Here is a 26,943-nt window from a genome sequence, read left to right on the forward strand (position 1 = left end):
CATCTTATGGAGTTAAATATGAAGAAACACAATAAGATACCTCATTTGGGCAAAGCGGCTTTAGCAGTTGCTGCAGCTCTGTCTTTCTCAAGTTGGGCAGGTACTTATAATGAAGCGCCTCAGCTGAATGAGTTGGTGAAGTCCGGTAAGTTACCTAAAGTTGAGGAACGTTTACCGGAAAATCCATTGGTTGTTGAGCCGAATGAGTCTATCGGTCAATACGGTGGAACCTTGAACCTAGTTGGTAAAGCAATGGATAACGGTCACCGCATCCGCACCATCGCTTATGACAACTTGTTTAATTTTGATACTACATACTCGAAAGTCATTCCAAACTTAGCGGTTGGTTTTACTTCAAACACCGAAAATACTGAGTTCACTATTCAACTACGTAAGGGTGTGAAATGGTCTGACGGTACTGCGTTCACTGCGGACGATATTGCATTTTATATCAATGAAATTATTGGTGACCCAGAACATTCTGGTAACCGTCCTTTAGCACTGCCTGCTCATGATTCAGCAAAAGCAGAAGTGATTGACGCGCATACTGTGAAAATCACTTTAGCCAAACCAAACGGCATGTTTATTCGCACATTAGCGACTGTAGATAGTGAAAGTTTCACCGCTTTCCCTAAACACTACTGTTCTCAATTTATGCCTAAGTTCAATGACAAAGCGGTAGAAAACGCGAAAGCAAAAGGATTTGATTCATGGCGTCAATATGCTTCAACACGTTGTGAAGCGCATTATTTCCTTGAGCACCATGCAAACGTAGACCGCCCAGTACTTACTGCATGGAAAGTGACCACACCACCGGGACCAAACGCGACGTATGCAGTTTATGAGCGTAACCCTTATTACTGGCAGGTCGATACTGAAGGCAACCAGCTACCATATTTGGATTCAGTTCGTTGGCGTTACAGTGAAGATCAGGAAGAAATGGTGCTTCGTGCCGCGAATGGCGAAACGGATTTTCAACACCGCGATATCGGTCAGACATCGTACCGTTCTTTGCTGATTGAAAATGAAGAGAAAGGCAATTACACCTACAAGTTCCGTCCTAGCACACTAAGCACTGAGCTTGCACTGCCTTTGAACCAAACATCTAAAGATCCTCTAAAACGTGAGCTATTCGCGAATAAGGATTTCCGTATTGCTCTATCACATGCGATTGATCGTTCGGAAATCAGCGAAACAGTATATTCAGGTGTTGTAGGCCCTCATCAGGCTGCTCCAACGGATATTTCGCCTTTCTATGACAAAGATGCTGTAGAGCAGTACACGCAATATGATGTTAAGAAAGCCAACAAGATCCTTGATGATTTAGGCCTGACTAAACGTGATTCGGAAGGCTATCGTTTGCTTAAGAATGGCGAGCGTCTGCGTATTGAAGCGATATCTGAAACTCGCAGAAAAGGCGTATTTGCAGATGCATTAGAACTGATCAAAAACCAATGGAAAGACGTCGGCATCTTCCTAGACATCCGTATCATTGAATCTAATCACCTGATCAACCTTCGTCTAACGAATGATTTCGATTTGATTCCTAACCTAGGTGAAGGCGGTGTTGGTGTTATTGATGAAGCTCGTTACTACTTCCCATTCAGCCCTGAATCTACATGGGGTATGGGTTACTACCTATGGGCAAATGAGCCAACCAACGAGTTTGCCGTTGAACCACCAGCTTACGTGAAACAGCAGCTTGAGTTGTGGAAAAAGGTAACAGAAACCTCTTCTCAGGAAGAACAACAGAAATACATGAAAGAAATCATGCAAATCGCGAAAGAAAATTTCTACGTGATTGGTATTGTTGAAGCTATGCCTGCTGGTGTTGTGGTCAGTAATAAACTGCATAACGTTCCGGAAAATATGCCTCAGTCTTGGAACTTCCCAACGCCTGGACCAATGCGCATGAGCCAGTTATGGAAAAGCCAATAATCCATAATGTCTGATCGTCCTTGCCCCACGGGACCGTGGGGCAATTATTAGCACGAATAACAATAAATAAACCTATAAAGCTGCAGCTTGAGAAGTGTTCAATTTCTCCAAGCTCACATTCATCACACGTCAGTGGTAAACAATTTGGTGTCACTATTTAAGGAACAGTAATGAACATTTTTTTTCTGTTTGCAGGTAAGCGGCTAGTGTCTATATTTGTCACTCTTTTGGCCGTATCAATTGTCGTTTTTGCCGTTATAGATCTGCCTCCAGGAGATTTTGCTACGGCCAAGATCGCTGAACTTCAAGCGATGGGACAAACTGTGGATCCGCAGATGATTCATACCATGCGCGAAATGTATGGTTTGGATAAATCTCTGGGCGAACGCTATGTCAATTGGATTGCAGGACTGTTAGTTGGCGATTTAGGAATATCGCTAACCACTAACCAGTCTGTGTGGGAAACGATCGAGCCACGTATATGGCCTACAGTTTCACTTGCTGCAGCCGTATTCATTTTCCAGTTTCTAATCGCTATTCCAATTGGCATGTATTCAGCGTTACGTCAGTACTCTTGGGGAGACTACATAGCGACGATTTTTGGATTTATAGGCATGGCAACACCTAACTTTGTGATTGCAATCGTCGCTCTGCTGATTGGTTATTACAGCTTTGATACTGTGGTTTCCGGCTTATATTCCGATGCATATCTTGACCAGCCTATGTCTTGGGCAAAACTCATGGATGCTGCTTCAAGAAGCTGGATTTACATCCTAGTTGTCGGTACCGCAGGTATGGCTGGCATTATTCGTATCATGCGCGCGAACTTACTCGATGAGCTGAAAAAGCCGTATGTAAAAACAGCGCGAGCGAAAGGGCAAACGGAGGCAAAACTCATTTTGAAATACCCAGTTCGTATTGCGATTCTTCCGATTGTATCAACTATTGGCTGGATGCTTCCTGCGTTGCTGGGTGCAGACATTATTGTAAGCCAGGTAATGAACATCCCAACTCTTGGCCCACTAATGCTCGCGTCATTACGTTCTCAAGATATGTATGTTGCGGGTGATGTTCTACTGATCATGTCCATTCTCACCATCATTGGTACCTTGATTTCTGACCTTTTACTGTACTGGATTGACCCTCGAGTACGTGTTGGCGTTGCGAAGGAGTTTTAATTATGACTACGTCTGCTATTAGTAATCTTGGGCATCTGTTTAAGCGTCGCAAGAAAACTATTGATTTAAGTACTGCAACCCAGTGGCAGCTTATAGGCATGAAAATGCGTCAGCACAAGCTGGCATGGTTCAGTTTGAAGTTTTTGATCATTGTGTATGTTATTGCTGCGTTTGCCGAGTTCTTTGCACCGTTTGATCCGAGTGATAACTGGAGACGCTATACCTATGCTCCGCCACAATCTGTGAGCTTGTTTGAAAATAGCCATGATGGATGGCGCTGGGCTCCTCATTTGGAGTTTTATAAGAGTGAAACAGATAAGCGCACCTTAAAGAGGCATTATCAGTTGGATCCAGAGACTAAAGTTTACTTTTCATTCTTTGGAAAAACAGAGTCTTATGAACTGATGGGCTTTATCCCGATGAGTTACAAGTTCATCGTACCGCACGATACCAAGCAACCTTTCTTCATTTTGGGTTCAGATCGTATGGGACGAGATATGTTGTCGCGTCTTATTTATGGTGCACGTATTTCCTTGTCTGTTGGCCTTATGGGGGTATTCACAACATTTGTTTTGGGTATTTTGATCGGTGGTGTATCAGGTTATTTTGGCGGTACAGTCGATAACATCATTCAGCGTACGATTGAGTTCATCAAATCGATTCCGACACTTCCGCTGTGGATGGCGCTATCGGCGTCTCTGCCTGCTGAGTGGAGCTCACTAACCAAATACTTCTTAATCACCATCATTCTGGGCTTAGTTTCTTGGCCTGATATGGCTCGAGTGGTGCGTAGTCGCTTTATGTCATTGCGTGGCGAGGAATATGTGGCAGCGGCTTGGCTGGATGGCAATAGCCCGTTTGAAATTATCCGACGTTATATGGCGCCGAACTTCATGAGCCACATTATCGCTGTAGTGACACTCGCAATTCCTATGATGATTTTGGGTGAGACAGCATTGAGTTTCCTTGGCTTAGGTCTACAAGCTCCTATGGTGAGCTGGGGTGTACTACTTCAAGAAGCACAAAACATTCGAGCTTTGGCTGAAGCTACTTGGCTACTCATTCCTGCGGTAGCGGTAATTATTGTTATTCTAGCGATGAACTTCGTTGGTGATGGTCTGCGTGATGCCTGTGACCCATACCATGATCAGGGAGCAAAATAATGAGCGATAAAATTCTACAAGTTAAAAACCTTAATGTGAGTTTCCCGACCAGTATGGAGCACTTCCATGCGGTTAAAAATGTGTCATTCGATTTGTATCGTGGTGAAACACTGTCTGTTATCGGCGAGTCGGGCTCAGGTAAGTCGGTCACTTCGTCTGCAATTATGCAGCTCTTAGATAAACCAGGGCGAATAGATTCCGGTGAGATTCTTTACACCACCGAAACGGGCGATGTTATTGATATTGCACAAGTGGATCCACGCAGCAAGAGTATGCGTTCATTACGCTGTTTCAACTTTTCACTAGTTTCACAAGAGCCGATGGCAGCGTTGAGCCCAGTGCACACTGTCGGTGATCAAATCAAAGAAGTATTGTGTCTGGTTGACCCAAGCATCACGAAACAACAAGCGCACATGAGAGCAATTGAACTGCTTGAACAAGTGCAGATGCCGGAACCATCAAGTCTAATTAATAAATACTCATTTGAGTTATCGGGTGGTCAGAGACAGCGGGTCGTGATTGCAATGGCGATTGCTTCTCGTCCTGACATTCTAATTGCGGATGAGCCGACAACGGCGCTTGACGTTACCACGCAGGCAGAGATTTTAGATCTGTTTAAGAAACTGCAAGATGAAATAGGTATGGCGATTCTGTTCATCACTCATGACCTTGGTGTAGTAGCACAAATTTCAGACCGAGTTGTTGTGATGGAAAAGGGTGAGGTGGTTGAATGTGGAAATATTCGCCAAGTCTTTGAACGTCCTGAACATCCCTATACCAAAAAGTTGATGGAAGCGACGCGATCTCTAGAAAAACCTTCAAAAGTGAAAGTACCATATTGCTTGCATGAGGGCAGTAATGTTCGTCCGATTCTGGATTTGAATGGTGTAACGAAAGTTTTTCATAAGCCTGCAAAAATGTTCCAGAAAAAAAGCACGATGACAGCGGTTGATAATGCTCACCTCAAACTGTATCCGGGAGAGTCGTTGGGCATTGTGGGTGAATCTGGTTCGGGTAAGAGTACTTTAGGGCGAGCCATTCTTGGTATGTCTCCTGCGACATCAGGTACGATTCAATACGTTGATGAGAAAGGTAACGTTGACATTGAGCTATCTGACTACAAACGTGTGGTACGTGACCCGCTGTTTGCGGACCTTCGATTGATATTCCAAGACCCTTGGTCGTCGTTAAATCCACGTATGACTGTATTCGATATCATCGAAGAGCCGTTAATTAAACTGCGTACTGAAATGAACAAAGCGGAACGTGAAGAGCGTGTTCGTAACATCATGAAGTGGGTTGGGTTGCCACCTCAGTTCTCAAGCCGTTATCCCCACGCTTTCTCTGGTGGTCAGAGGCAACGTATCGTTATTGCTCGTGCGTTGGTCACTATTCCGAAAGTTGTTATTGCAGATGAAGCGACGGCAGCTCTGGATGTATCGTTACGTTCTCAGGTTCTGGATTTGCTTATCGAGTTTCAGAACGTATATGGAACAGCATTCATCTTAATTACTCATGATATTGCGACGGTTAAGTACTTCTGTGACCGAGTATTAGTATTGCAGCATGGAAAGATCGTGGAACAGGGTGCGGTGGAACAGGTGATATACCATCCGGAACAGGCTTATACCCAACAGCTAATTTCAGCCGTTCCCGTCGCAGAATTAGCGCCTGAAATATCCGTTTAATTCTATTATTCATAGCCTTCTCATTAGGGATATTGAGAAGGCTTCTTTCGTTGGAGATCTAGCATGAGTATTTGGAACAAAATGTCTATTGTTGGTAGGTTCTATTTTGTCACTAGCCTTTTGCTGGTGGTCATTACAGCGATAGGAGGCATTGGCTATTGGCAAAGTCAGAAGCTGACGGAGCAGTTAGATTACATTGGCAAGTTTTCTATGGATGAGCTGTCTCGCTTATCGGTCGTTGAAACTGAGTTGGTCGATTTGGAAAACGATATCGCTCATTTTAACAATGAGACTTGGAAGGAGATCAGTGAGCACGTACTGGTTCACGTCAACTTCTCAAAACAAGAAATCGCTCAAATTGACAATCAACACAATGGGTTAAGTTTACAGTGGGTGGTACCAGAAAGCTTTGAGCAAGATTTTCAACGTTTGATGAACATGATGGAGATGCACGGTGAACTGTTATCGGAACAGCAAAAACGCAAACAAAACTACCGCTTACTTTCTTCACAGGTAAAGCGCTTTATTTATACCTTGAGCGCTACTGAGAAAGATATGAACAGTGCCATGATGGTGGAGAACTTAAGTAGTCGTTTAGACTCCCTTATGTTCAATACAGACAAGGCATTGGATTCAACCAACCTAGAAGAGGTTGAAACTTTTTTCGTCAAGAACAAAGAAGTCAGTAACCAAATCATTGCTATGGTTTCGGAACTCGCCGAGCGCAGTAACAGTGTGTCGAAAAAAATCAGAAGTTAATTGAATCACTACTAGCGCACGGTACTCAGCATGATGGTGCGGTTTTTAATCATTTACAGATGATCAAGTTATCTGCCGAAGAGAAAAGCATTACGCAGAATCTCTCTTTTCATGTGCGAGAACAAATAAATGCTTTAGAGACCTTTAGAGATGTTTTAATTGTTAAAGCCCAAAACAAGGTCTTGGAAGTAAAAGAGCAGCAGAGTCGTTATATGTTGCAGTTGGTTGCCTTCATCGCCGCTGTGGGGGTATTGTCATTAGGGCTTGTCATCGCGACTTCTCGAAATATACAAGCTGGCTTAAGGGTATTAAGAGCGGTTCTAAATTCGATGGCAAATCGTGATCTCACCTTGCAAGCATCGTATAGCAAAAGTAGAGAAATGGCGTGGTTGGCTAAGCACGTAGAATCGGTTCGTGAGTTACAATGTGGATTATTGGGGCAACTGCAACAATCCTCTCATACCCTGAATGAGGTCGTGGAACATAACAGCGCCCATGCGTGCCAAACTGAGCTAGCGTTAAAACACCAAGTTGAGTTAACCGATGAAGTCGCTTCATTAACCGAAGAGATGGAGGGCGTTATCAAACATGTGGCTCAGCAGGCCAAAGCAACCAGCGACAGAATGGCGTTAGCGGTTGATGAATCTCAAAAAGGCTATGAACATATAAAGCTCAATGACCAGTGCATAGCTTCGACGTCAATGTTACTCGATCAAGCAGTAGAAACGATTGGCCATCTAGTAAAAGATGCCAAGCAAATAGAATCTGCCCTTGCGATGATCGAAGAAATTGCAGATCAAACAAACTTACTCGCATTGAATGCAGCGATAGAAGCCGCCCGGGCAGGAAAACATGGCCGTGGCTTTGCCGTTGTTGCTGATGAAGTTCGCCAATTAGCGACTAACACCACGCAATCAACCAACGGTATTTTGGGCAACATTCAATCACTGCAACAAAGTGTTTCTCAATCGGTACAACTGATTCAACAATGTAAAAGTAGCATGTTAGAAGCCACACACAGTTCTCAAATCTCTTATGATGCGGTGAAGGAAGTAAAACTATGCATTGATACTGCTGCCGAGATGTCACATGCAATATCCGTTGCAACGTCGCAACAACTGACAACAAGTCATGTCATGGTGGAAAAGTTGACAGCAATTAAAATCAGCGCGCAAAACAATACCAAAAGTGTTGAGGCTCTTTCCGATAGCATCAGTGAGATCAAGCAAGTCTCTTCTAAACAGCGCGCCTTAGTCAGTGATTACGTCATCTGAGCTCAAGATAGATAATGTTAATGAAACTGTATGTAATTTCTTGACTATCAGCCATTTTTTGTTGAAAAGGCCATGAAAATCACTAAAACAGTTCACTTCGGCGATTAATTGTGAAAAAAGATAACTGAACCCTATTTTTTTTGAGCACATTATTTTAAATTAACGGGTAGACGTTTAGTTGTTTGGAAACGTGTTTTAGTTTTTTTGAAAGCTGCTCTAGGCGGCATTCTATCTGAATCGAGCTCATGCCAACTGCTCATTGGGCGATAAAGAGTATGTCGATAAAAATGAATATGAATAATAGGTAAGACAAGATGACAGCTGACAAGCAACCCGAATCTGTTTCTTCCGTATTGAAGACATTTGGTATTTTACAGGCACTTGCGACGCAAAAGGATATTGGCATCAGTGAGTTAGCTCAAAGATTGATGATGTCTAAAAGCACGGTATATCGTTTTCTGCAAACGATGAAATCTCTTGGTTACGTTGCTCAAGAAGGTGAAACCGAGAACTATTCGTTAACTCTAAAGCTGTTTGAACTCGGTTCAGCTGCACTTGAGTATGTTGATTTGGTGGAGATAGCGAACATCGAAATGCGTCGCATCTCTGACCTGACTATGGAAGCCCTCCATTTAGGGGCTTTGGACGGTGATAGCATTATCTATGTGCATAAGTTGGATTCTAAATACAACTTACGTATGCAGTCTCGTATAGGACGACGCAATCCGCTTTACTCGACGGCAATCGGTAAAGTATTGCTATGTACTCGCCCTGAGCAGGAAGTTCGCGACATTCTTTCTGAAGTTGAGTTTGTTCAAACAACAGAGCGTACGCATAAAGATGTGGATTCTTTACTCGTTGAGCTAGCGCTGGTTAAAGAGCAAGGTTTTGCAGAAGATGTGGAAGAACAAGAAATCGGCTTGCGCTGTATTGCCGTACCTGTATACGACCGTTTCCATCAAGTGATCGCGGGCTTAAGTATTTCTCTTCCAACCATACGTTTTACCGAAGAGAAGAAAGTGGAATATGTTACTGAGTTGCATGCTGCTGCTCGACGTATTTCTAAGAAGCTAGGCTGCGCTGATTATCCGTATGAAGACTAATTAACCATCTTTAACAAATGAAAGCCGTGTATAGCCTTATCTATACACGGCTTTTTACTTTGTTCTGCTTAAATGTTAAACAGAATATTTCATTCAGATATTGCAACAGCAGAATGAACGGAAATTACCAAAACCTTGGACAGAATCTCACTCTGGACTGACATTTTTCTCATGATGATTTGGCATTGTATTTATATGTTTGAGTAATGTTTTAAGAGATATGACATGGAATTTTGCCAAGAAGATCGAAGAGCCCTATATGATGTATGGATGTCGCAGAAAGCGAAAATGCATCTTACCCAAATGGAAATAACCAAACGCCTTGGTGTAAGCCAAGTGGAGTTTTCAAATCTTCTACGTGGTAGCGAACCCCTATCTATGTCATTCGTGACAAAGTTCTGTAAACACCTTCACGTTGAACCGGAAAACGTATTACCGACGTTGAGACAGAAGAGTGGAAGAGGGGAGTCTGTCGTTTATTTGCAGAACCGAGTTAGTGTGGATGGCGAGATTCAGAAAGTACATGTGGAAGGTAATCAAGTCATCATTGAATATGTGCATGTAGCGAAGTTGTAACGAGAATGGGCGCGATTTAAGATTGTAGATTGATAAAAAAGCCAGTCATAGAGACTGGCAAGGAGATCGATGAGTTTCTATTTCTAGGGTGTTGTCTATGTATTAGTTCAGACTAGATCTGACACTTCAATTTGAAATGAAGAGAGTTACCCACTTTGATTAAAGGTGCTTAATCCGAAATCAAAGAAACTAAGAGGTAACTCTCATGCTTCATACTAGCAATCCAATTATCAAACACAAAGCTGGTCTTCTCAATCTTGCAGAAGAACTTGGCAATGTATCAAGAGCCTGTAAGGTTATGGGCGTATCAAGAGACACTTTCTACCGTTATCAAGAGCTGGTTGAAACTGGTGGTGTTGACGCATTGATTAACCAAAGTCGAAGAGCACCAAACCTTAAAAATCGTGTCGACAATGAAACTGAACAAGCGGTTTTAAAGTACGCAATTGATTTCCCTGCACACGGCCAAGTGAGAACAAGCAATGAGCTGCGAAAGCTAGGTGTGTTCATCTCTCCAAGTGGTGTCCGCTCAATCTGGCTTAGGAACGATCTTGAGAACTTCAAAAAGCGACTTATTGCTTTAGAGAAACAGGTTAATGAGAACGGCATCATTTTAACGGATGAGCAAGTTGCAGCTCTAGAGCGTAAAAAGCATGACGATGAAGCCTGCGGTGAGATAGAAACGGCTCATCCAGGCTACTTAGGCTCTCAGGATACCTTCTATGTAGGCAACTTGAAGGGAGTTGGACGCATCTACCAACAAACCTTTGTCGATACCTACAGTAAAGTCGCTTTTGCTAAGCTCTACACCACGAAAACGCCTATTACCGCAGCAGATATGCTAAATGACAAAGTGTTGCCGTTCTTCGAAGCACACGAGCTACCAATGCTGCGAATACTCACTGACAGAGGTACTGAATACTGTGGCCGAGTTGAGCAACATGACTATCAGCTTTACCTCGCTATAAACGATATCGATCATACGAAAACCAAAGCGATGTCGCCGCAAACGAACGGCATCTGCGAACGCTTCCACAAGACGATATTAAATGAGTTTTACCAAGTCACCTTCAGAAAGAAACTATATGGCTCGATGGAAGAGTTGCAGAAAGATCTGGACGAATGGATGGACTACTACAACAATCATCGTACTCATCAAGGAAAAATGTGCTGTGGCAGAACGCCAATAGAGACATTAGAAGATGGGAAATAAATCTGGGCTGAAAAAAATCTAGCCCAGATATAATCTGACAGGCACTGAGTCAAAAATGGGTAACTGTCAGATCAGGTCTGAATTAGTACATGTCATATCGTTGTTTTAATAAATTTTTGATCAGGCGATGAAGTCTTTACGCATTGGCGTAAAGTTATCTAGCAAGACGCCTTTTTCTAAACAAACACAACCGTGCATTACGTTTGGTTCTTTGTAGAGCGCGTCTCCTGCTTTCACGATTTTCTTTTCATCACCTATGGTGAATTCGAATTCGCCGGAAAGGACATAAGTTAGCTGTTCGTGTGGATGGTTGTGTAGAGTACCGACCGCACCTTTTTCAAAATAGACTTCTACGCTCATGATGTTCTCGCTGTATGCAAGGATTTTGCGAGATACACCATTGCCTAGATCTTCCAATTTAACGTCTTTGTTGTATATGAACATAGCTTGTCCTTACTTATATAACTTCTGATGGAATTACGGCTTTCTTGGTGTCTCTAACCAACCGAAACATGGTCAGTAAGTTCACGCAAATCAATGTCGCCTCAAGCATGGTTCCACCAATCGAACCGACGATTATATTGTTGATTAACCAGCAGACTCCTCCCACTAAGAAGGCAATGCGCATCGCTATCCCTCTAAGCATAAACACTGCGAACGTCCCAATAACTGTCCCAACAATCGGCCACATGTCCCACCAGTGGTTTGAAATACTTAACCCTAAACTTAGCCCCAAAACTATAAATACGGCGGCAACATATCTAGAGGAAGTATAAATCGATGTCCCGGTCCTTGCGGCAGATAATGCAGCACTTAAAGCCGAAGTCATTGAACCGAGTAACAAGTAATGCAACAGATGGTTCATATTGAAAATCAGCATGATGATTTTCAACTTACGGTCATCTTTTTGATAAAACGTTGATATACCCAAAGCAAAACTGACTAACCCTAAAGCCTGAGCCAAAGAAAAATCCATCAAACTCTCACACTCGAAAAGTAATAGACAACTGAGCAAATCATAAAAATTACTCAGAACCCTTTTCAAATGGACTGCGCTTGATGTTTACCTTTTGACATGCTCAGCGAGCCATTTTGCCTATCCACTCTTCCCACTGATTCTAATCAAATGCAATTTTAACAAGTATTTAGAAACGCCAAGTAAACTACTATTCATCAGTATCTGAGTGTTTTATCGTTGGTACGATATACAAAAAGCACATCAATTACAATTAATATTAAAACACCTTTTCAATAATGTGTGGGTGATTAAATTTTTTTAAATCAGCGCTTAGATATAAAGCTAATTATCTTCTTGGATAACAGACTATGTTCTGAAATACAGTCTTATCTGTAACCGCTTTATAGCCATGGGGTTGATCAGCCATGAAACGAATGCTTCCTCCTTGACCAATAAGGTGCCATTGCCCCTCAAAGTAGAGGTTTAGTTCGCCACTTAGGACGTGGACATGCTCTATTACTCCTACATCATGGGCTTCCGACATCTGTTGATGCTGGTCGGTTAAGGTTATTTCGAACATTTCAAAGCCTGCGTCTTCCCTAAAGGGGAACAAAGTATTTACTTTCATTTTTGGATCGTCAGGAAAGGTCAGTTCACTGCCTCGTAGCTCTGGTTCATCAGCAAAGAAGGCTGAAAACGAGGTTTCTAATCCACTGGCTATTTTCCAAAGTGTTGAAATGGTTGGGCTTGATTCGCCTCTTTCGATTTGCCCAAGCATGGCTTTTGAAACTCCAGTTAGTTTTGACGCAGCATCTAAGCTCAATCCCTTGTTTGTTCTTAAAGAGCGTAAGTAATTGGCTATCTGAGTTTTGAAAATGGTGTCGTCCACAAATAAAAATCCTTGTTGTGCGTTATAGCGCACGGTGATATTCTCAGTAGTGTACGTTATAACGCACGCGTGAAAAGATTTCTAGGAAAAGGGTATGAAATGCAAAAAGGAATATTTAATTTAAGTCACGTTTCGGCAGGCTTTACCGCAGTATTAGTGGGTTACACCAGTTCGGTGGTAATAATTATTCAGGCTGCAACGGCCGCAGGCGCTACTTCTTCTCAAATAGAAAGTTGGCTACTGGCTCTTGGTCTGGCAATGGGCATCACTTCTATTATCTTTTCTTGGTATTTCAAGAAGCCAGTTTTAACGGCTTGGTCAACGCCGGGAGCGGCTATGCTTGTCGCCGCTGTCGGGCAATATGATATGTCAGTGGTGCTAGGCGCATTTGTCATCTCAGGCTTATTGATTGTATTGACCGGGCTGATATCGCCACTGAGTAAAGCACTGGCTAATATCCCTCCGCAGCTGGCGACAGCGATGTTGGGAGCTATTTTGCTTTCGTTCTGCGTGAAAACCTTTAGTCCTGTGATGACAGACCCGATTATCTTCTTCTGTATGTTTGCCGCATTCATAGCAGGAAAGAGGTTTGTGCCTCAGTACACTATGGCGATATTGCTGATTGTTGGCATTGTTTATTCAGTGATTAGTGGTGCATTCGATAATCAAAGTATTGATCTGACGTTTGCAAAACCGGAGTGGATCACGCCGAGTTTTAGTATCGCTGCGATGATCAACCTGAGTTTTCCGCTTTATATCATTACTATGCTTTCTCAGAACTTACCTGGTATTGCAATGATGAGATCGCACGCTTATGAAGTCCCTGTTAAACCATTGCTTCTTGGAAGTGGTATAGCCAATATTCTGTTTGCCCCTTTTGGTGGCTTTAGCGTGAATTTGGCGGCTATATCTGCAGCTATTTGTATGAACAAAGATGTTGATGAAGATCCTGCTCAAAGATACCGAGCTGTGATTTGGGCTGGCATCTTCTATGTGATAGCAGGTATTTGGGCGACCACGGTGGTGGCCACTTTTCTAGCTTTGCCTAAAGAAGTGACGCAGATTCTTGCAGGTCTCGCCTTGCTAGGCACCTTACTGATGTGTTTTCAGACGGCTTTTAAAGACGAAAATATTCGCGAATCCGCGCTGTACACATTTCTGATTACCATGTCTGGAGTAACATTTCTTGGGATTGGTTCCGTGGTGTGGGGCTTAGTTGTTGGATTGTTACATCTACACTTTATAGCCCCAAAAGCTTAGAACGCTATTTACAAAAGTTGTTGTTTACAAGATTCGCTGCGGTTTAGTTTTTACGAATATATCTCCTTAGTGTTCTAGTGCTTTATTACTGTAATAGGAGTCTGAATTTTTCCAGACTCCTATATTCTTAATATTGCTATTAATTGAATTTATACGAGAAATTCCTAGACGCTACATCAACAAGTTAGCTAGCATCATGAAATGTTTTTAATGTGTATGGTTGCATATTAAATGTATCCATTATTATCTATTGATCCTGCAAATGGTTGGAGCGCAGCGGTGAGTTTAAAGTTAAATCCTAAATCGATACTTTTGACGTTTTTATTTATTATATTACTTATTGTTGTTGCCAATATGGCGGGCATTTGGGCTCGGTTTTATCTACAGTTCCCTCATATTAAGAGCTTCATTCGTCTTGTTGACGTCGATACAGAAATGAATATTCCAACACTCTATTCTTCATTTGCAATGTTTGTTGCAAGCGCCTTACTTGCTTTGGTTGGTTATATGCATAGAGTGAGGAGAGAGTCCGGTTTTCCTTGGTTTGGGTTGGCATTTATCTTTATTTTCTTATCAATCGATGAGTCTTCAGAGTTCCATGAAATGCTGGTTGGCCCAGTAAGAGAGACTTTACATACTTCAGGTGTTTTCTATTTCGCATGGGTTATTCCATATGGCATTGTGGCAATTGTGTTGGGTACTGCTTACTTTCGATTCCTGCTGAATTTGCCAAAAAATATGTTGGGACTGTATCTGCTATCTGGCGTAGTGTTCTTATCAGGTGCGATAGGGCTTGAACTGGTGGGCGGTGTGATCGCGCAGAAATCGGGAACAGAGTCGTTTATTTATGCCATGAGTTACACCTGTGAAGAAACGCTGGAAATGTTGGGTATTGCTCTTCTCATCTACACAACTAGCCGCTATATCGTTCAAGTATTTCCTAGTACCAAACTTGAATTTGTAGAGTCAAAATAATCTAGTATTTATTCGCATCAAGGTCTTTGGTTATGAAAGAAATCAGAGGCCTTTTTAAACTCTGATTCCAATCTTTATTTTTAAAACTATTTACTTCATTTATAGGGCTGCAGTTAGCGTTAACTATTCTATTATTAAAAGGTCTTTAGTCATGAGTAGGTACCTAACTATGAACAAACTAAGTGTCGGATTACTAGTGTGTGCGAGCGTATTGTCTGTTAACAGTTTTGCGAGTGAAGAGACAGATACTCGACCAATGAGAATGATGCCTTCATTTGAGAGCGTGGACACCGATGGTGACGGCGTGATCAGTATGTCTGAATTGGATACATACCGTTCAAGTATGCCCATGCAAATGAATCAGGGAAGTGATTCAACTACGAATGCAAAACAATTGAATAAGAGAGACTCAGTGAGCGCATTTGCCTCATTCGATAAGAACAAAGATGGTGTGATTACCCAAGAAGAATTTTCAGCCCATAGTCGTTATTCAAACCCTGGTAACGGTACAGGTGAAATGAAGATGTATAAAGAAGAAAAGACTAACCGCAACAAATCTAAAAATGATAATGGTGGTGGCAACAGCAACAACAGCAACGGAAAAGGCAATAAAAATAATTAAATAGATAAGACATAATCCCCTGAACTTGATGGCTCGGGGGATTAAATACTGGGTAAGGAATTATGCTAGAGCTTTTTCAATCGCCTTAGCTAGAATTTCGTGGTCTGGAGTCATATCTGGAGCAAAATGCCCAATAACTTCGCCATCCTTACTTACTAGGAATTTTTCAAAGTTCCACATAATATAGCCTTCTTTCGCTTCGATACCATGACCTTTGAGCTTTTCTGCAAAACCGCTTTCTGGCGCAGTAGTGCGCTCTGGTAGAGCAGAAAACAGATGTTGGTATAGAGGGTGACGACCTTCGCCGTTAACTTCGATTTTGCTAAATAGAGGAAAAGTTACGCCAAAACGCATGCTGCAAAATGACTGAATATCTGCCTCTTGACCTGGTTCTTGTGCGCCAAACTGATTACATGGAAAACCAAGAATCTCTAATCCATTCTCTTTTTCAGCTTGGTAAAGCTTTTCTAAACCTTCATATTGAGGTGTGAGACCACATTCAGAAGCAGTGTTAACGATCAGCAGTGTTTTACCTTTAAAGTCAGCTAGCTTTTGCTGTTTACCTTCGATTGTCACTAAATCAATATCATAAATTGAGCTCATTATTCTGTCCTTGTATTCCGGTTGAAGTACTTTTAGTTTCTTATTTTCTCAATGAAGTTTTAGCGGCAATAGCCGAGACTTCAAGTCCGATTAACGTTCACAATATCAAGGTATCGCACAATTATATTGTGAGCAATGATAAATTAGTTAACGGGTTAAAGACGAATCGATTTCTATAGTATTCAAGTATTCTGTTAGAGAGACGTGACAATAGAGATAGTAGAGAGCGTTCTTACCGTTAAACTAAGAGGCATTTAAATTATTATCTGTGTTAGTTGCACGAAGTAAATCTTAATTATCTATTTCAAAGCATCATCAAGTGTTTGTATTGTATCTCTTTTTTTGTTGTACCAAACTTTGTCTACTTTATCCCAAGGTATTGGGTCTATAGTGAGGCCCTCCTGTTTAGCGGCGTAATAAGCACTTGAAGTTTCTTTCGTCCAATTTGGGCTTCTTAACTCGGAGCGAGCAGGGGCAAACACTCCAACATACGTATAAATATTGCATCCCTCCAGCCAAAGTTTTGCTCGTCCATCGGGTAATAATCCGAACTTAAAAGTAGTCTGATAGCAGTTTTGTCCTTCGAATCGCCAACTTGGATGTGGATAAGGCTTTTTCATGGCGGCTTTTATTTGTGGTGTAACTTTTACCACGGTCGCGTAATGTCTATTAGTGAAACTTGAGTTCCAATAGAGATAGAGTTCATCTGGCAGAGTTTTGTAACCTAAGCCAATTTGATTGGGAGTAAAGTCTGAATGTCCAAGTGCAATTCCATAGCCATCATAGTCTTGCCGTTGCAGGTCTTCCCGAATGTAATTGATGTTTCTTCTGCTATCGCTTAACAATAGTTGACTATATGGCAGCATTAGACTTGTCCAATCATTCTTTTCATTCACTCCATAAGCTTCTGTTACGCCGGATACGTAGACCCATGGTATAGCGACTCCTATTCTCCATGGATGGAATCGTGCGTCTTGAGGGAAGTCGTCAGTGGTTGAACATGCTGATGCATTCGAAGCCATAAGTATCACGGCTATAAGTTTTAAACTACTGTTCACATTTGTTCACATTCAAGTTCCTTACGTTGATAAGTATTATCAACCAACTTGGCTTTAAATGGTTTGATAGCGCCAGCTCCTATACTTACATCAGATGCGTGCAGTGTGTGGTATAGGAGCCGCTTTTCAGCAAGTACAGCAACGAAGCGTCGGTCAAACGACGATGTTGATGTCGTTATTCTACACCTAGCGAACATTCGTATAATCCAGTCGTTGTGTGATGTATCAGGTATCAGTCAAGACAAAGCGTTTGTAAACATTCAAAATTACGGTAATACATCCGCATTGAAACTATGTACCGAGTAGATTGATGTTCATTTGAGTCCAATACGCCTGATGAATTTTATCGGGCGTATTAGATTTTGGAGAAGTACTCGGTCGATATATATCAACTAACATTTTGTTAGATGTTTGAATCTACTATCTCAACGCTTCTTCAAGTGTTTGCATTTTATCCCTTTTTTCGTTGTACCAGACTTTGTCTACTTTTTCCCAAGGTATTGGTTCTATAGTTAAACCTTCCTGTTTAGCCGCGTGATAAGCACTTGAAGTTTCTTTCGTCCAATTTGGGCTTCTTAACTCGGAGCGAGCAGGGGCAAACACTCCAACATACGTATAAATATTACACCCCTCCAGCCAAAGTTTTGCTCGTCCATCGGGCAATAATCCGAACTTAAAAGTAGTCTGATAGCAGTTTTGTCCTTCGAATCGCCAACTTGGATGTGGATAAGGCTTTTTCATAGCGGCTTTTATTTGTGGTGTAACTTTGACCACGGTTGCGTAATGTCTATTAGTGAAACTTGAGTTCCAATAGAGATAGAGTTCATCTGGCAGAGTTTTGTAACCTAAGCCAATTTGGTTAGGGGTAAAGTCTGAATGTCCAAGTGCAATTCCATATCCGTCATAGTCTTGCCGTTGCAAATCTTCCCTAATGTAATTGATGTTTCGTCTGCTATCACTGAGCATCTGACCATATGGAAGCATTAAACTGGTCCAGTCTTTTTTCTCATTTATACCGTAAGCTTGTGTTACACCGGAAACATAGACCCATGGAATAACGACACCAATTCTCCATGGATGGAATCGTGCGTCTTGAGGGAAGCCGTCAGTGGTTGAACATGCTGAAACATTTGAAGCAATCAATATTAGAGTTATACATTTTAAGCTAATGTTCACAATCATATTCCTCACGCATATAACGATTACCAACTAAGTTGGGTTTGAATGGTTTGATAACGCCGCCACTAATGCTTTCATCAGCTGAATGATGTACAAGATTTAGCGAATGAAATGTTTTTGTTAGGTCAGTCTGAGATAATTCATTGCGCAATTCCTCAATTTGTCCTTTTTTTGCTAACTCCAAGATCTTTTCGCAGTAAGTATTAAAAGTGAAGCTCTGACTTGATTCGTGTTTAGCCGACATTTTTTCTGAAATAGGATAGTAGAGATGTCTTTCAAGTAAGCTTTCAGTGCAGTTCCAAACATCAGTAGTTTCATCTCTGTCATTCATAGGTACTCCTGCGTGTTCAGCAAGCCCAAACATCACTCTTAAGTACAATCGAGATAAATCGCCTTCTGTACAGTTACGATACAATAACCTCGCTTCTGCATACTTATTGTCTTTGGCTGCAAAACGAATTTTATGTTTAGGTATAAGATAGCTGTCTTTACTCCAGCCATGTGACTGGTCGAATTCTTTTGATTTTTCTAGCCGGGATAGCATTGAATTAACTATGCGTGTTTCCTCAAAGCGGGGAATATTGTCTTTTGAGATAGACTTAATTAATTGGTTTTCGAGTAACGGAAGTAAGTAGCTTTTATCACTAAACGCTTGTCTAGAATGATAACCTCCTCCTATATCTGAATGCGCGCCCGGCACCACTATTTCATCAAAGTGTGGTGCTTTATTTAATAAGTTCACACTGAAGTTGTGGCGGTATTCAGTATGGCTACTTGCTACGAGATGAACGGCTTTCGCTACGCGGTCTGGGTTTAACCAGAGTTTGATAGGACCGTTATCATTATCATGAGCTGAAAAGTCCAGCTCCCAAAAGTTTGCCACTGCCGCAACGGTATCGAACAATCCCGCAAAGGCAATGCAGCAATGTTCGTTGCTATTCCAGTCGAAATTATGAGTCATGTCGAGCTTGTATGATTTACATGTTGCGGAAAACGATTTCTGGAATAAGCCCTCTGTAGTATCAAGAACGTCGTTTATAAAGTGTCTTGCCGCCGCCGCGCCTCGACTGAATCCGAAAACATCGAACTCAACTTTATGAAACCCATCTAGCGCGAACTTTCTTTCTACATTGAGAATGATTTGTTCCATTTGACTACAGATTTGTTCTATACCAGTTTTTACTTTCTCCGAGACTCCGTATTTACCTATACCCATGCCTTGACCGCATTCTTGATCTTCATCAGCGGGAGCTATCTCTGTACTGTTTCCTGTACCAATTCCTGTTATGTATTGAGCATGATAGTAAGCATCTTTGTTATCGCTGAATTCATTATTTCTGTATAAATCAAACAACTTTTGAATATTGGTGAGTTCGTTTTTTGCGCTAGCACATTCAAGATTTTCTATTTCTGCTGGGTATTCAAAACATTTATCTATTAGCTCTACGGCCGATAGGTGTTCCTTAAATATCCCCTTGTCACGTAGGATGGCGTTTGAAGCCTCATACGATGTTTTCCAAAGATTCACATGTTTATCGAGTTGCTTTTTGCCCCATTTGGCACTGTAGGTGTTGTTTGCTGTACCATCAAAAAATACTCCCAGACGTAAAGTGATATATCGACACCCTTGAATGGTTATATAGTGACTCTTGCCTGTGACGAGGTTTGGCGTTTCACATGCATTAGCGAGGTGACGTTTAGGGATCTCTTGATTTGGTTTTAGTTGAATGAAATCTCCCAAAGCTAATGTTTGACTCTTCCAAGCGCTTTGGTTGTAACCATGTGGATGTAAACTAAGCCAATCCTTGAGACCTTTGGCTTTACCTTCTGCAGGTAAGCGACTTTGAGTTGCTTCTAGCCACAAATCGTTTTCTAGTGTTATTGACACACGGCCTGAAGCTAATGAGTCTAAAAAGATTGGGTGTTCTCCAACAGTGATTGGATAAGTAGCACCACAAGCACCTGTGAGGATGCCTTTTATGTTTGGGAAGGGCCTATTGTGTTCATCACGAATCACAATTTCTATCCAGTCTTTATATTGTTCACAGCTGAGGCAACAACTGTTAACGCCAAGTGTACTCATGCTTTAACCTCACTAAATTTTACTAATGTGGTAGCGTCACTGCTGGATAAGTGGAATTTTTTGGTTATGTCTGCGATAGAAGAGTTGCTTGTTACTAGCAGTTGTGAAAGAGCATAAAGTTCAGCCTCATCAATAGACCATTGCTGATTTGAAGCATAGATAAGTGCGTCTTTGATGATGATATTGGAAGTAACGTTAGCCTCCATGACTTCGGGTACGACATTCCAAAAACGTCTATCTAAAATCTGGCAATGAATATCTAGATCATAGGAATTCACTAAATGCTCAGGTTGAATAACCCACCAAGGTTCTTCATGTTGTTTATGGCAATCATGTAGCGGATTGTTCAACGTGATGGTGGTTTCGAGATGGCAATAACGTAACGTTTTAATGTTTCCCATAAAAAGGTATTTTTCTGACTCTTGCATCAGATTTAACATTGGCGCGATGACGATAGGGTCATAAAACCTAAAAAGAACCTCTTCACCGTCTAATCCCGCAAGCAGCAGGCTGCGCAGATGGTCCAACACTTCATTTGTCGGGTAGTCTGATTCCAGCAGCAATCCTTGTTGAAGGAGTTCTTCATTTAGAACTGTTAACGATTCAGAGGGTAGCAGCCAAGGTGACATCGGCATCAAGTCTTTAAATTGACCGATACAGAAAAGGGGAATGGCTTCATCTGCTGGCATGTTTTCATTGAGTGCCTTTTTAAATAGATCAGCGGTAACCAACCAGTAGATGTGATTTGAATGATCTAAAACCCACTCTTTCATCATCTATTCTCTTTTACTAGTGGGCATGTTTTAACTGCCGGTACGTGATTTTTTTCAGCGTTCAAAAGTTGCTGATATGAGACTTGACTGGAGCTTTTTACTGGAGGTTGTCGTTTTTCAACACCATTTGGGAGTGTGGGAGATTGACCGTTATATCCGCTTCCGTTACCTGCTCGACCGCCGGAATTCAGGTTGATTGCTGGGCCTACGATACTGACACCAGAAGCGTCTATTTTGACGAAACTACCAGCGGCTTTAAATGTGATTTCTGCTCCTGCTTCAATGACTATTTTGGTGCCACTTTGTAAGTGAATTTCACTTCCTGCGATAGTGGTATACAGGCTACCCACTTTATGGTGATGGTTACCGCTTATTATTTGGGTGAAGTCTTTCACGACTTTTAAGCGGCTTTCTCCGTTTACAGTGATGTGCTGATTGTTTTTGATATAGCTAAATTGGTCGTTATCAACCGTTAAGTGCTTGTCCTGTTTTATGTGGGTTGAATGATCATTGAGAACATCGGCTTCATAATCTTTTTGAGCATGCAGATAGATTTTTTCCTCGTTGGCTTGGTCTTCAAAACTGAGCTCGTTAAATCCTGTCCCTTTATGGGTTTCAGTGCGGATAACGGTTTTGGTTTTGTTCTCCGGCAGCAAGTAGGGTGGAGTGTTTGTTGCGTGATAGGTACGCCCTGTCACGATAGGTTGGTCAGGGTCGCCATTTAAGAATGAGACAATCACTTCATGGCCTATGCGTGGAACCGCTATAACACCGTATTGGCTTCCAGCCCAGCTTTGCGATACTCGAACCCAACAAGAACTGTGTTCGTCTCCTTTCGAGTATCTGTCCCATGGGAAGTGAAGTTTTACACGTCCGTGTTCATCACAGAAAATCTCTTCGCCCTCAGGCCCGACGACGGTGGCAATACAGGGGCCGTCCACTTGATGTTTCGCCATTGGCGTAGCTTGCCAGTGTATGTGTGCAGGAATCAGTTTGAGTTGGTTTGAGTAGGTGGTCGCGCCATGCCCACCGGCTTCTTCTAAAGCTTGTGGCTGGGTTGCGGAATGTTGAGCATAAACGACCAGCCAATCGCGATTATTGGTGTCGTCCAGATGTTCTTCTAAATCAAATTTATATCCCGCTTGAAGTGCTGGCTCGTTGCTTTTCGCAATTGCTGTCTTCGCTTCTCTGCGCAAAAAGCCTAATCGAGCTTGGCTGTAAGCTTTACCGTTTTCGTTGTCTTTGAATCGTCCTGGAAAATCAAAGTGTTCGTATGTTTCTAATTGGTAATCCAATTCAGTGCCAGCGCTAGTTTGGCGGAAAAGATAATCGGGCTTTTTGAAGCTATAGTCAGAAAGCTGAATCTCAGAAACATCGGATTGAGTGCTCTTGATGAGAGAAAAAACGAAGGTGGAATCCGCCGTCCCACCAGCGGCAGCATTGTAAGGAATTGGCGTATTGCGCTTTGGTTGAGTATTGCTGTCATCGTTAAAAAATAACGAGTGTTTACCATTCTTATGGGCGAAGTGGTAAACGATGCCTTCTTCTGCTGCGAGTCTTTGCACGAAATCCAAGTCACTTTCACGGTATTGAACACAAAACTCTCGTTTCTTACTGGACTGTTTCAAGGAAAAGACAAAATCACAGATGCCCATTTCATTCAATAACAGGGTGATGATTTCAGGAACGGTTTTTAACTGAAAGATCCTGCAATTCTGGCGCAGCGACAAACGTTCTAATGAGGGAACTAAAGTGACGGAATAGTAAGAGTGCGAGTGCCCAGTGTCACCTTGGCTGAAACTTCGAACGATGCCGTTGACCTGCTGAACCTCCTCTCCGTTTCTGTACACCTTCAAATGCGCATTTCGGTCGACGATATTGTTAGCCGTGAGGTTTGCCCGACGGCTTGCTAAATCAATGTAGTAGCGAAATCCATAGCAAGTATCACCGTTGTCTAAAAGGGTGTCGGATAGAGATTCATAGCCTTTGTATTCGCGTACAACAAACGTGTCTTCAGGTAGTCCATCAACCGTTAACGTGAAATTAAGCTTTGTCATGTATCCCTCTGAACAACGTTTATCGCATACGAGTAGAGGGAGTAGGCAAGTGAAGTGCCAATTATAAAGTGTCTATATTTCAGTGGCTTAATGATTTTTTATCAAGTGGTGGGCAAGTTTTTACTAGTCAGCGAGCAATAAGTGACACTTGGTGCAAGTTTTTACTTGGATGTATTCACTATTCGCAAAAGGTGAACTCAGTGTGTAGCCGAGGAGTATTAGACAATAGTTAGGCATAACACTGGAGCAAATAAAGTTTGTGACTTCAAACAGCAAAACAACCGAGAAGTGAAGCAGGCAAATAGGTTTCGACCTAGCTTTAAAGTAAGTGAGACTTGTAGGTGAGCAATGCCTTGTTAGTTCTTTAATTATTTCAAATTAGCTCAACCTGTCTAACTGCAATGCCCTGAGTTAGTCACAGTTTAACGGTTGATTGAACGATATAGTAACTAACATAGATTCAATAGACAGCACCGCTGCCCGTTCTTTAACTACGCCTTTTAATAACAAAACTAACTAACTAATAAATCTATATAAATCGTACGCTCAGGAGGCCTCTATGTCCCATAACTATGACAGACATATCAGTAATTTGACTAAAGATACATATGCTTTGATATTGGCAGGAGGCCGTGGTAGCCGTCTTTTTGAACTCACTGATTCTCGAGCCAAGCCAGCTGTTTATTTTGGTGGCAAGTTTCGTATTATCGATTTCCCATTATCAAATTGTTTCAACTCAGGTATTCACCGAGTAGGTATCGCAACTCAGTATAAATCACACTCGTTGATCCGCCATATTAGCCGTGGTTGGGGAAGTTTTAGGGCTCAACAATTTGTTGAAATTTTGCCAGCTTCACAACGAACCGGTGATGATTGGTATGCTGGTACAGCAGATGCGGTATATCAAAATATTGATATCATTCGTTCTCATAATCCTAAATACATTCTAATTTTGTCTGGTGACCATGTGTACCGCATGGATTATGGTACTTTGCTCGCTGAGCATGTGGCGAATAATGCCGATATGACAGTCTGTTGTCTTGAAGTCGATACCGAAGAAGCAGCGGGCAGTTTCGGTGTTTTGACTGTAGATTCTAAAAGTAAAATTGTTGCCTTTGATGAGAAACCAGCCCAGCCAAATGAAATACCTAATAAACCGGGTAAGTGTTTGGCCTCAATGGGAAATTATCTTTTCAATGTCGATTTTCTTTTCAACCAGTTACTCAAAGATGTGGATACCGAAGGCTCGACCCATGATTTTGGACACGACATCATTCCTTCAATTATTAATGAGAGCAATGTTTTCGCGTATTCTTTCAAAGACCCTGACAGTGACAATCAACCTTATTGGCGTGATGTGGGCACATTAGACTCATTTTGGGAAGCCAATATGGAGCTTGTTACTCCTAAGCCACAACTTGATCTTTATGATAAAGCTTGGCCAATATGGACATATCAAGAGCAGCTTCCACCTGCTAAATTCATTTTTGACAACGACGAACGACGCGGAATGGCCGTAGATTCAACGGTATCAGGAGGGTGCATTATTTCAGGCTCTACCATTCGAAAATCATTGTTATATTCGAGTGTTCATGCCCACTCATACAGCCTTATCGAAGAGTCAGTATTGTTGCATGGTAGCCATGTGGGTGAGCGCGCTAAGTTGAAACGAGTTATTCTTGACAGCTATTGTAGTGTCCCTGCCGGCTTATGTATTGGTTATGATAGAGAGCAAGATATAGCGAATGGTTTCCGCGTGACTGAAAAAGGAGTGACCTTGGTCACTAAAGCTATGCTGGATAAACTCGCAAAATAACCGTACTGAATTATCGCTCTAGGGAAACTCTGGTCAGAGACATCGCTTGCCGAGAAACAAGGCAAGCGAGATTGATTGGTCTGACACTCGAATTAAGGTCTTGTCTTCACTTTCTGAAGATAAGACCATTTTGCAACTCGTCGTAATCCAGTACATCGCTACATATACTTAACGACTTTCGATGCCACTTTTTCCACTTTGTTAATTGCACCCGCCAGTTTGTCGATGGCATTCGATATCTTAGATATATCGTTCTTAGCTTCCGTTGCCTCTTTAGTGATCTCCTTCAGTGCATCCAGAGCTTCTTGTTGTTCTTGAGACGTTGCTGTTGATTTGCCTTTTATAAGTAGCTCTAGTTTGTTTATTGCTTCGATTACAGTAAGTTCAGCGATACGTCGTTTTTCGTCACTTAAAATCGGAATATTTCTGTTTGTGATCTTTATCGTTTTAACTAAATGTTCTTCTAATTGGGTTTCAATATCCATACATCATTCCTTCTGACGTCCTTAGCCTTCATTGCTACAAGTGTATGTTTCATCTTCTAACTTAAGTATGCCTTTGCATGAAGCGAGCAGTTCATGAAAAGAGTCAAGTTGCTTGTAATAGTCGTTAAGTTCGCTGACAGTATTCGATATTTCTGAGCTGGTAAATATATCTTTTGAAACTTCGGATTTTAGAGTGTTATGTGAGACTCTTATTTTCTCAACGGCTTTGACTAAAGCATTGCTCTTCATTTCACGGGCACTGTAATCTTTCCATGTTTCATAAATATCCTTGATCATTTGTTTGCGCTGTTGTTTATCTAGTTTGTTCGCTCGCACTAAGTCATTATAGTTTGTGAATAATTCCCTTAAAGAGGTCTGCTCATAGGCTTTTTTTAACTTCCCAAAATGGTCATTGTTAAGTTCCTGTTCCATTGACTTCGTTACTCTTATAATCCATGGATCAGCTTCTTTTATAATAGTTTTTAGCGCCTTACGTCGTTTTGCTTCAGCTACTGAGCGTCCTATGGCAGCTATCGAGCCAGAGACAATATCTAGGGTTTTATGGAAATCTTCATTATATGCCGTGTCGCCCGATAGAGCCTCGTATTGCGTGTATAACCCCACGAGTGAACTATCGAGTTTGATCGTTGCAGATGTAATTTCTTGAGCGGAGCCTGCGTCATTAAGCTTTTGGAGACTCTGAGCATAAGATTGCAATGCTTTGTTGGCCTTATAAAGGTAGAGTGACTTTATCTCATTCTCTGGAATGACGGGTGTAATATCTTCAAATGTCGGTAATCCTATACGAGTACAGAGATTGCTATTACCGTCAACGTTGTCTGTTATTTGCGAAACAACGATGAAGCATCCACCATTGGAAGAATCCTTGTTAGCCCCGTAGTGGCTTTGCTCCGCTATTCTTGACAACTTATAGTCGACACTCAATTGGTTAGTCTCGTTTATGGTAGCGTCAATCTGGCTTGTAAGTTGTTCTACAGCAGCACCATAACTACTGATTTGGGTTGATGTTGAAGAACAAGCGGAAAGTACTGTTATTGCCCCAAGGGCGATAACATATTGTGATAATTTGATTTTTGTCATCCTAGCGTCCCTGTTTAGTGAAACAGCTAAAAGCGTAGTAGACGTTTAGTATTGAAAGTAGTGTGAAGCTCTCAAAATAATGTTCACAGTTCGGTGTGCTCTAAGGAAGAAGGTGTACTACTGTCCAAAAGTGAATTGGCTTATATTTCACTAGATTTGCGTCCTTTTTATCTGATGTTAATTAGCATCAAA

The 26,943-nt window shown here is 41.8% G+C and carries 24 protein-coding genes and 1 pseudogene; 14 read left to right on the forward strand and 11 right to left on the reverse strand.

Annotated elements, in window-relative coordinates; translation table 11 throughout:
• Positions 1–18: 18 nt before the first annotated feature.
• The 9 genes from P4S58_RS17005 to P4S58_RS17045 all read left to right on the forward strand — a co-directional run bounded on the left by P4S58_RS17005 (position 19) and on the right by P4S58_RS17045 (position 10,892).
• A complete protein-coding gene (locus P4S58_RS17005; RefSeq protein WP_337164854.1) occupies positions 19–1,938 on the forward strand; it encodes an ABC transporter substrate-binding protein in 1,920 nt (639 codons plus the stop codon).
• A gap of 170 nt (positions 1,939–2,108) precedes the next feature.
• Positions 2,109–3,116 carry an ABC transporter permease gene (locus P4S58_RS17010; RefSeq protein WP_337164856.1) on the forward strand — a complete coding sequence of 336 codons (1,008 nt, stop codon included), beginning with the start codon at positions 2,109–2,111 and terminating at the stop codon, positions 3,114–3,116.
• Between the two features lie 2 nt (positions 3,117–3,118).
• Positions 3,119–4,279 carry an ABC transporter permease gene (locus P4S58_RS17015; protein ID WP_337164857.1) on the forward strand — a complete coding sequence of 387 codons (1,161 nt, stop codon included), beginning with the start codon at positions 3,119–3,121 and terminating at the stop codon, positions 4,277–4,279.
• On the forward strand, positions 4,279–5,967 hold the full coding sequence (locus tag P4S58_RS17020) for a dipeptide ABC transporter ATP-binding protein (protein WP_102953532.1): 1,689 nt from the start codon (positions 4,279–4,281) through the stop codon (positions 5,965–5,967). The genes P4S58_RS17015 and P4S58_RS17020 overlap by 1 nt, the downstream gene beginning before the upstream one ends.
• A gap of 63 nt (positions 5,968–6,030) precedes the next feature.
• Positions 6,031–6,726, forward strand: a complete 696-nt coding sequence (locus P4S58_RS17025; protein WP_337164859.1) for a hypothetical protein — start codon at positions 6,031–6,033, stop codon at positions 6,724–6,726.
• Between the two features lie 59 nt (positions 6,727–6,785).
• Positions 6,786–8,000: a methyl-accepting chemotaxis protein gene (locus P4S58_RS17030; protein WP_337164860.1), complete on the forward strand. Its 1,215-nt coding sequence runs from the start codon at positions 6,786–6,788 to the stop codon at positions 7,998–8,000.
• Positions 8,001–8,314: 314 nt separating this feature from the next.
• Positions 8,315–9,103, forward strand: a complete 789-nt coding sequence (gene kdgR / locus P4S58_RS17035) for a DNA-binding transcriptional regulator KdgR (protein WP_337164862.1) — start codon at positions 8,315–8,317, stop codon at positions 9,101–9,103.
• 225 nt (positions 9,104–9,328) lie between these two features.
• Entirely contained in the window at positions 9,329–9,679 is a 351-nt protein-coding gene (locus P4S58_RS17040; RefSeq protein ID WP_337164864.1) for a helix-turn-helix transcriptional regulator, read from the forward strand.
• A gap of 205 nt (positions 9,680–9,884) precedes the next feature.
• Positions 9,885–10,892, forward strand: coding sequence for an IS481 family transposase (locus P4S58_RS17045; protein ID WP_337164866.1), 1,008 nt, complete (start codon positions 9,885–9,887; stop codon positions 10,890–10,892).
• A gap of 120 nt (positions 10,893–11,012) precedes the next feature.
• Here P4S58_RS17045 and P4S58_RS17050 read toward each other — a convergent pair whose 3' ends face one another.
• The 3 genes from P4S58_RS17050 to P4S58_RS17060 all read right to left on the reverse strand — a co-directional run bounded on the left by P4S58_RS17050 (position 11,013) and on the right by P4S58_RS17060 (position 12,739).
• Positions 11,013–11,336, reverse strand: a complete 324-nt coding sequence (locus P4S58_RS17050; protein ID WP_102968626.1) for a cupin domain-containing protein — start codon at positions 11,334–11,336, stop codon at positions 11,013–11,015.
• A 13-nt stretch (positions 11,337–11,349) separates the two neighbouring features.
• The gene (locus tag P4S58_RS17055; RefSeq protein WP_112403647.1) at positions 11,350–11,868 is read right to left on the reverse strand and encodes a YgjV family protein; all 519 of its coding nucleotides are present in this window, start codon (positions 11,866–11,868) and stop codon (positions 11,350–11,352) included.
• Positions 11,869–12,196: 328 nt separating this feature from the next.
• Positions 12,197–12,739: a helix-turn-helix domain-containing protein gene (locus tag P4S58_RS17060; protein ID WP_102965858.1), complete on the reverse strand. Its 543-nt coding sequence runs from the start codon at positions 12,737–12,739 to the stop codon at positions 12,197–12,199.
• Positions 12,740–12,838: 99 nt separating this feature from the next.
• Here P4S58_RS17060 and P4S58_RS17065 point away from each other — a divergent pair, with 99 nt between their 5' ends.
• The 3 genes from P4S58_RS17065 to P4S58_RS17075 all read left to right on the forward strand — a co-directional run bounded on the left by P4S58_RS17065 (position 12,839) and on the right by P4S58_RS17075 (position 15,596).
• A complete protein-coding gene (locus tag P4S58_RS17065; RefSeq protein WP_337164869.1) occupies positions 12,839–13,999 on the forward strand; it encodes a benzoate/H(+) symporter BenE family transporter in 1,161 nt (386 codons plus the stop codon).
• 231 nt (positions 14,000–14,230) lie between these two features.
• Positions 14,231–14,974 carry a hypothetical protein gene (locus tag P4S58_RS17070; protein WP_258005500.1) on the forward strand — a complete coding sequence of 248 codons (744 nt, stop codon included), beginning with the start codon at positions 14,231–14,233 and terminating at the stop codon, positions 14,972–14,974.
• Positions 14,975–15,143: 169 nt separating this feature from the next.
• The gene (locus P4S58_RS17075; protein ID WP_337164871.1) at positions 15,144–15,596 is read left to right on the forward strand and encodes an EF-hand domain-containing protein; all 453 of its coding nucleotides are present in this window, start codon (positions 15,144–15,146) and stop codon (positions 15,594–15,596) included.
• A gap of 60 nt (positions 15,597–15,656) precedes the next feature.
• Here P4S58_RS17075 and P4S58_RS17080 read toward each other — a convergent pair whose 3' ends face one another.
• Together P4S58_RS17080 and P4S58_RS17085 are read right to left on the reverse strand one after the other, a co-directional pair.
• Positions 15,657–16,199 carry a glutathione peroxidase gene (locus P4S58_RS17080; protein WP_337164872.1) on the reverse strand — a complete coding sequence of 181 codons (543 nt, stop codon included), beginning with the start codon at positions 16,197–16,199 and terminating at the stop codon, positions 15,657–15,659.
• Positions 16,200–16,498: 299 nt separating this feature from the next.
• The gene (locus tag P4S58_RS17085) at positions 16,499–17,257 is read right to left on the reverse strand and encodes a DUF2931 family protein (RefSeq protein WP_337164873.1); all 759 of its coding nucleotides are present in this window, start codon (positions 17,255–17,257) and stop codon (positions 16,499–16,501) included.
• Between the two features lie 97 nt (positions 17,258–17,354).
• Between P4S58_RS17085 and P4S58_RS17090 the strand changes: the two are divergent.
• Positions 17,355–17,542: pseudogene (locus P4S58_RS17090) on the forward strand (3-oxoacyl-[acyl-carrier-protein] synthase III C-terminal domain-containing protein); the annotation flags it as partial.
• Positions 17,543–17,677: 135 nt separating this feature from the next.
• On the opposite strand, the gene P4S58_RS17095 reads toward P4S58_RS17090, so the two are convergent.
• Genes P4S58_RS17095 through P4S58_RS17110 form a run of 4 tightly spaced genes read right to left on the reverse strand, consistent with a single transcriptional unit; the run spans position 17,678 to position 23,349 of the window.
• The gene (locus P4S58_RS17095) at positions 17,678–18,433 is read right to left on the reverse strand and encodes a DUF2931 family protein (protein WP_337164874.1); all 756 of its coding nucleotides are present in this window, start codon (positions 18,431–18,433) and stop codon (positions 17,678–17,680) included.
• Complete coding sequence (locus P4S58_RS17100) at positions 18,423–20,519, reverse strand: phospholipase effector Tle1 domain-containing protein (protein WP_337164875.1); 2,097 nt, start codon at positions 20,517–20,519, stop codon at positions 18,423–18,425. Before P4S58_RS17100 ends, P4S58_RS17095 begins: the two co-directional genes overlap by 11 nt.
• The gene (locus P4S58_RS17105; protein ID WP_102969830.1) at positions 20,516–21,295 is read right to left on the reverse strand and encodes a DUF4123 domain-containing protein; all 780 of its coding nucleotides are present in this window, start codon (positions 21,293–21,295) and stop codon (positions 20,516–20,518) included. Before P4S58_RS17105 ends, P4S58_RS17100 begins: the two co-directional genes overlap by 4 nt.
• Positions 21,292–23,349, reverse strand: a complete 2,058-nt coding sequence (locus P4S58_RS17110) for a type VI secretion system Vgr family protein (protein ID WP_337164876.1) — start codon at positions 23,347–23,349, stop codon at positions 21,292–21,294. Before P4S58_RS17110 ends, P4S58_RS17105 begins: the two co-directional genes overlap by 4 nt.
• 559 nt (positions 23,350–23,908) lie before the next feature.
• Between P4S58_RS17110 and glgC the strand changes: the two genes are divergently transcribed.
• Entirely contained in the window at positions 23,909–25,165 is a 1,257-nt protein-coding gene (glgC, locus tag P4S58_RS17115; RefSeq protein WP_102964766.1) for a glucose-1-phosphate adenylyltransferase, read from the forward strand.
• 158 nt (positions 25,166–25,323) lie between these two features.
• Here the strand turns inward: glgC and P4S58_RS17120 are convergent, their stop codons facing one another.
• Positions 25,324–25,650 (reverse strand): hypothetical protein, encoded by a 327-nt coding sequence (locus P4S58_RS17120; RefSeq protein WP_337164879.1) that lies wholly within the window; start codon positions 25,648–25,650, stop codon positions 25,324–25,326.
• Positions 25,651–25,671: 21 nt separating this feature from the next.
• Complete coding sequence (locus tag P4S58_RS17125) at positions 25,672–26,751, reverse strand: hypothetical protein (protein WP_337164880.1); 1,080 nt, start codon at positions 26,749–26,751, stop codon at positions 25,672–25,674.
• Positions 26,752–26,943 lie beyond the last annotated feature (192 nt).

The organism is Vibrio sp. Hal054, assembly GCF_037162405.1.
GTDB classification, from domain to species: Bacteria; Pseudomonadota; Gammaproteobacteria; order Enterobacterales; family Vibrionaceae; genus Vibrio; species Vibrio diazotrophicus.

What these genes read in the sequence shown, in the direction of transcription:
- P4S58_RS17005 (WP_337164854.1), top strand. Translation starts at nt 19, where the DNA reads ATGAAGAAACACAATAAGATACCTCATTTGGGCAAAGCGGCTTTAGCA.
- P4S58_RS17010 (WP_337164856.1), top strand. Translation starts at nt 2,109, where the DNA reads ATGAACATTTTTTTTCTGTTTGCAGGTAAGCGGCTAGTGTCTATATTT.
- P4S58_RS17015 (WP_337164857.1), top strand. Translation starts at nt 3,119, where the DNA reads ATGACTACGTCTGCTATTAGTAATCTTGGGCATCTGTTTAAGCGTCGC.
- P4S58_RS17020 (WP_102953532.1), top strand. Translation starts at nt 4,279, where the DNA reads ATGAGCGATAAAATTCTACAAGTTAAAAACCTTAATGTGAGTTTCCCG.
- P4S58_RS17025 (WP_337164859.1), top strand. Translation starts at nt 6,031, where the DNA reads ATGAGTATTTGGAACAAAATGTCTATTGTTGGTAGGTTCTATTTTGTC.
- P4S58_RS17030 (WP_337164860.1), top strand. Translation starts at nt 6,786, where the DNA reads ATGATCAAGTTATCTGCCGAAGAGAAAAGCATTACGCAGAATCTCTCT.
- kdgR (WP_337164862.1), top strand. Translation starts at nt 8,315, where the DNA reads ATGACAGCTGACAAGCAACCCGAATCTGTTTCTTCCGTATTGAAGACA.
- P4S58_RS17040 (WP_337164864.1), top strand. Translation starts at nt 9,329, where the DNA reads ATGGAATTTTGCCAAGAAGATCGAAGAGCCCTATATGATGTATGGATG.
- P4S58_RS17045 (WP_337164866.1), top strand. Translation starts at nt 9,885, where the DNA reads ATGCTTCATACTAGCAATCCAATTATCAAACACAAAGCTGGTCTTCTC.
- P4S58_RS17050 (WP_102968626.1), bottom strand. Translation starts at nt 11,336, where the DNA reads ATGTTCATATACAACAAAGACGTTAAATTGGAAGATCTAGGCAATGGT.
- P4S58_RS17055 (WP_112403647.1), bottom strand. Translation starts at nt 11,868, where the DNA reads ATGGATTTTTCTTTGGCTCAGGCTTTAGGGTTAGTCAGTTTTGCTTTG.
- P4S58_RS17065 (WP_337164869.1), top strand. Translation starts at nt 12,839, where the DNA reads ATGCAAAAAGGAATATTTAATTTAAGTCACGTTTCGGCAGGCTTTACC.
- P4S58_RS17070 (WP_258005500.1), top strand. Translation starts at nt 14,231, where the DNA reads ATGTATCCATTATTATCTATTGATCCTGCAAATGGTTGGAGCGCAGCG.
- P4S58_RS17075 (WP_337164871.1), top strand. Translation starts at nt 15,144, where the DNA reads ATGAACAAACTAAGTGTCGGATTACTAGTGTGTGCGAGCGTATTGTCT.
- P4S58_RS17080 (WP_337164872.1), bottom strand. Translation starts at nt 16,199, where the DNA reads ATGAGCTCAATTTATGATATTGATTTAGTGACAATCGAAGGTAAACAG.
- P4S58_RS17100 (WP_337164875.1), bottom strand. Translation starts at nt 20,519, where the DNA reads ATGAGTACACTTGGCGTTAACAGTTGTTGCCTCAGCTGTGAACAATAT.
- P4S58_RS17105 (WP_102969830.1), bottom strand. Translation starts at nt 21,295, where the DNA reads ATGATGAAAGAGTGGGTTTTAGATCATTCAAATCACATCTACTGGTTG.
- P4S58_RS17110 (WP_337164876.1), bottom strand. Translation starts at nt 23,349, where the DNA reads ATGACAAAGCTTAATTTCACGTTAACGGTTGATGGACTACCTGAAGAC.
- glgC (WP_102964766.1), top strand. Translation starts at nt 23,909, where the DNA reads ATGTCCCATAACTATGACAGACATATCAGTAATTTGACTAAAGATACA.
- P4S58_RS17120 (WP_337164879.1), bottom strand. Translation starts at nt 25,650, where the DNA reads ATGGATATTGAAACCCAATTAGAAGAACATTTAGTTAAAACGATAAAG.
- P4S58_RS17125 (WP_337164880.1), bottom strand. Translation starts at nt 26,751, where the DNA reads ATGACAAAAATCAAATTATCACAATATGTTATCGCCCTTGGGGCAATA.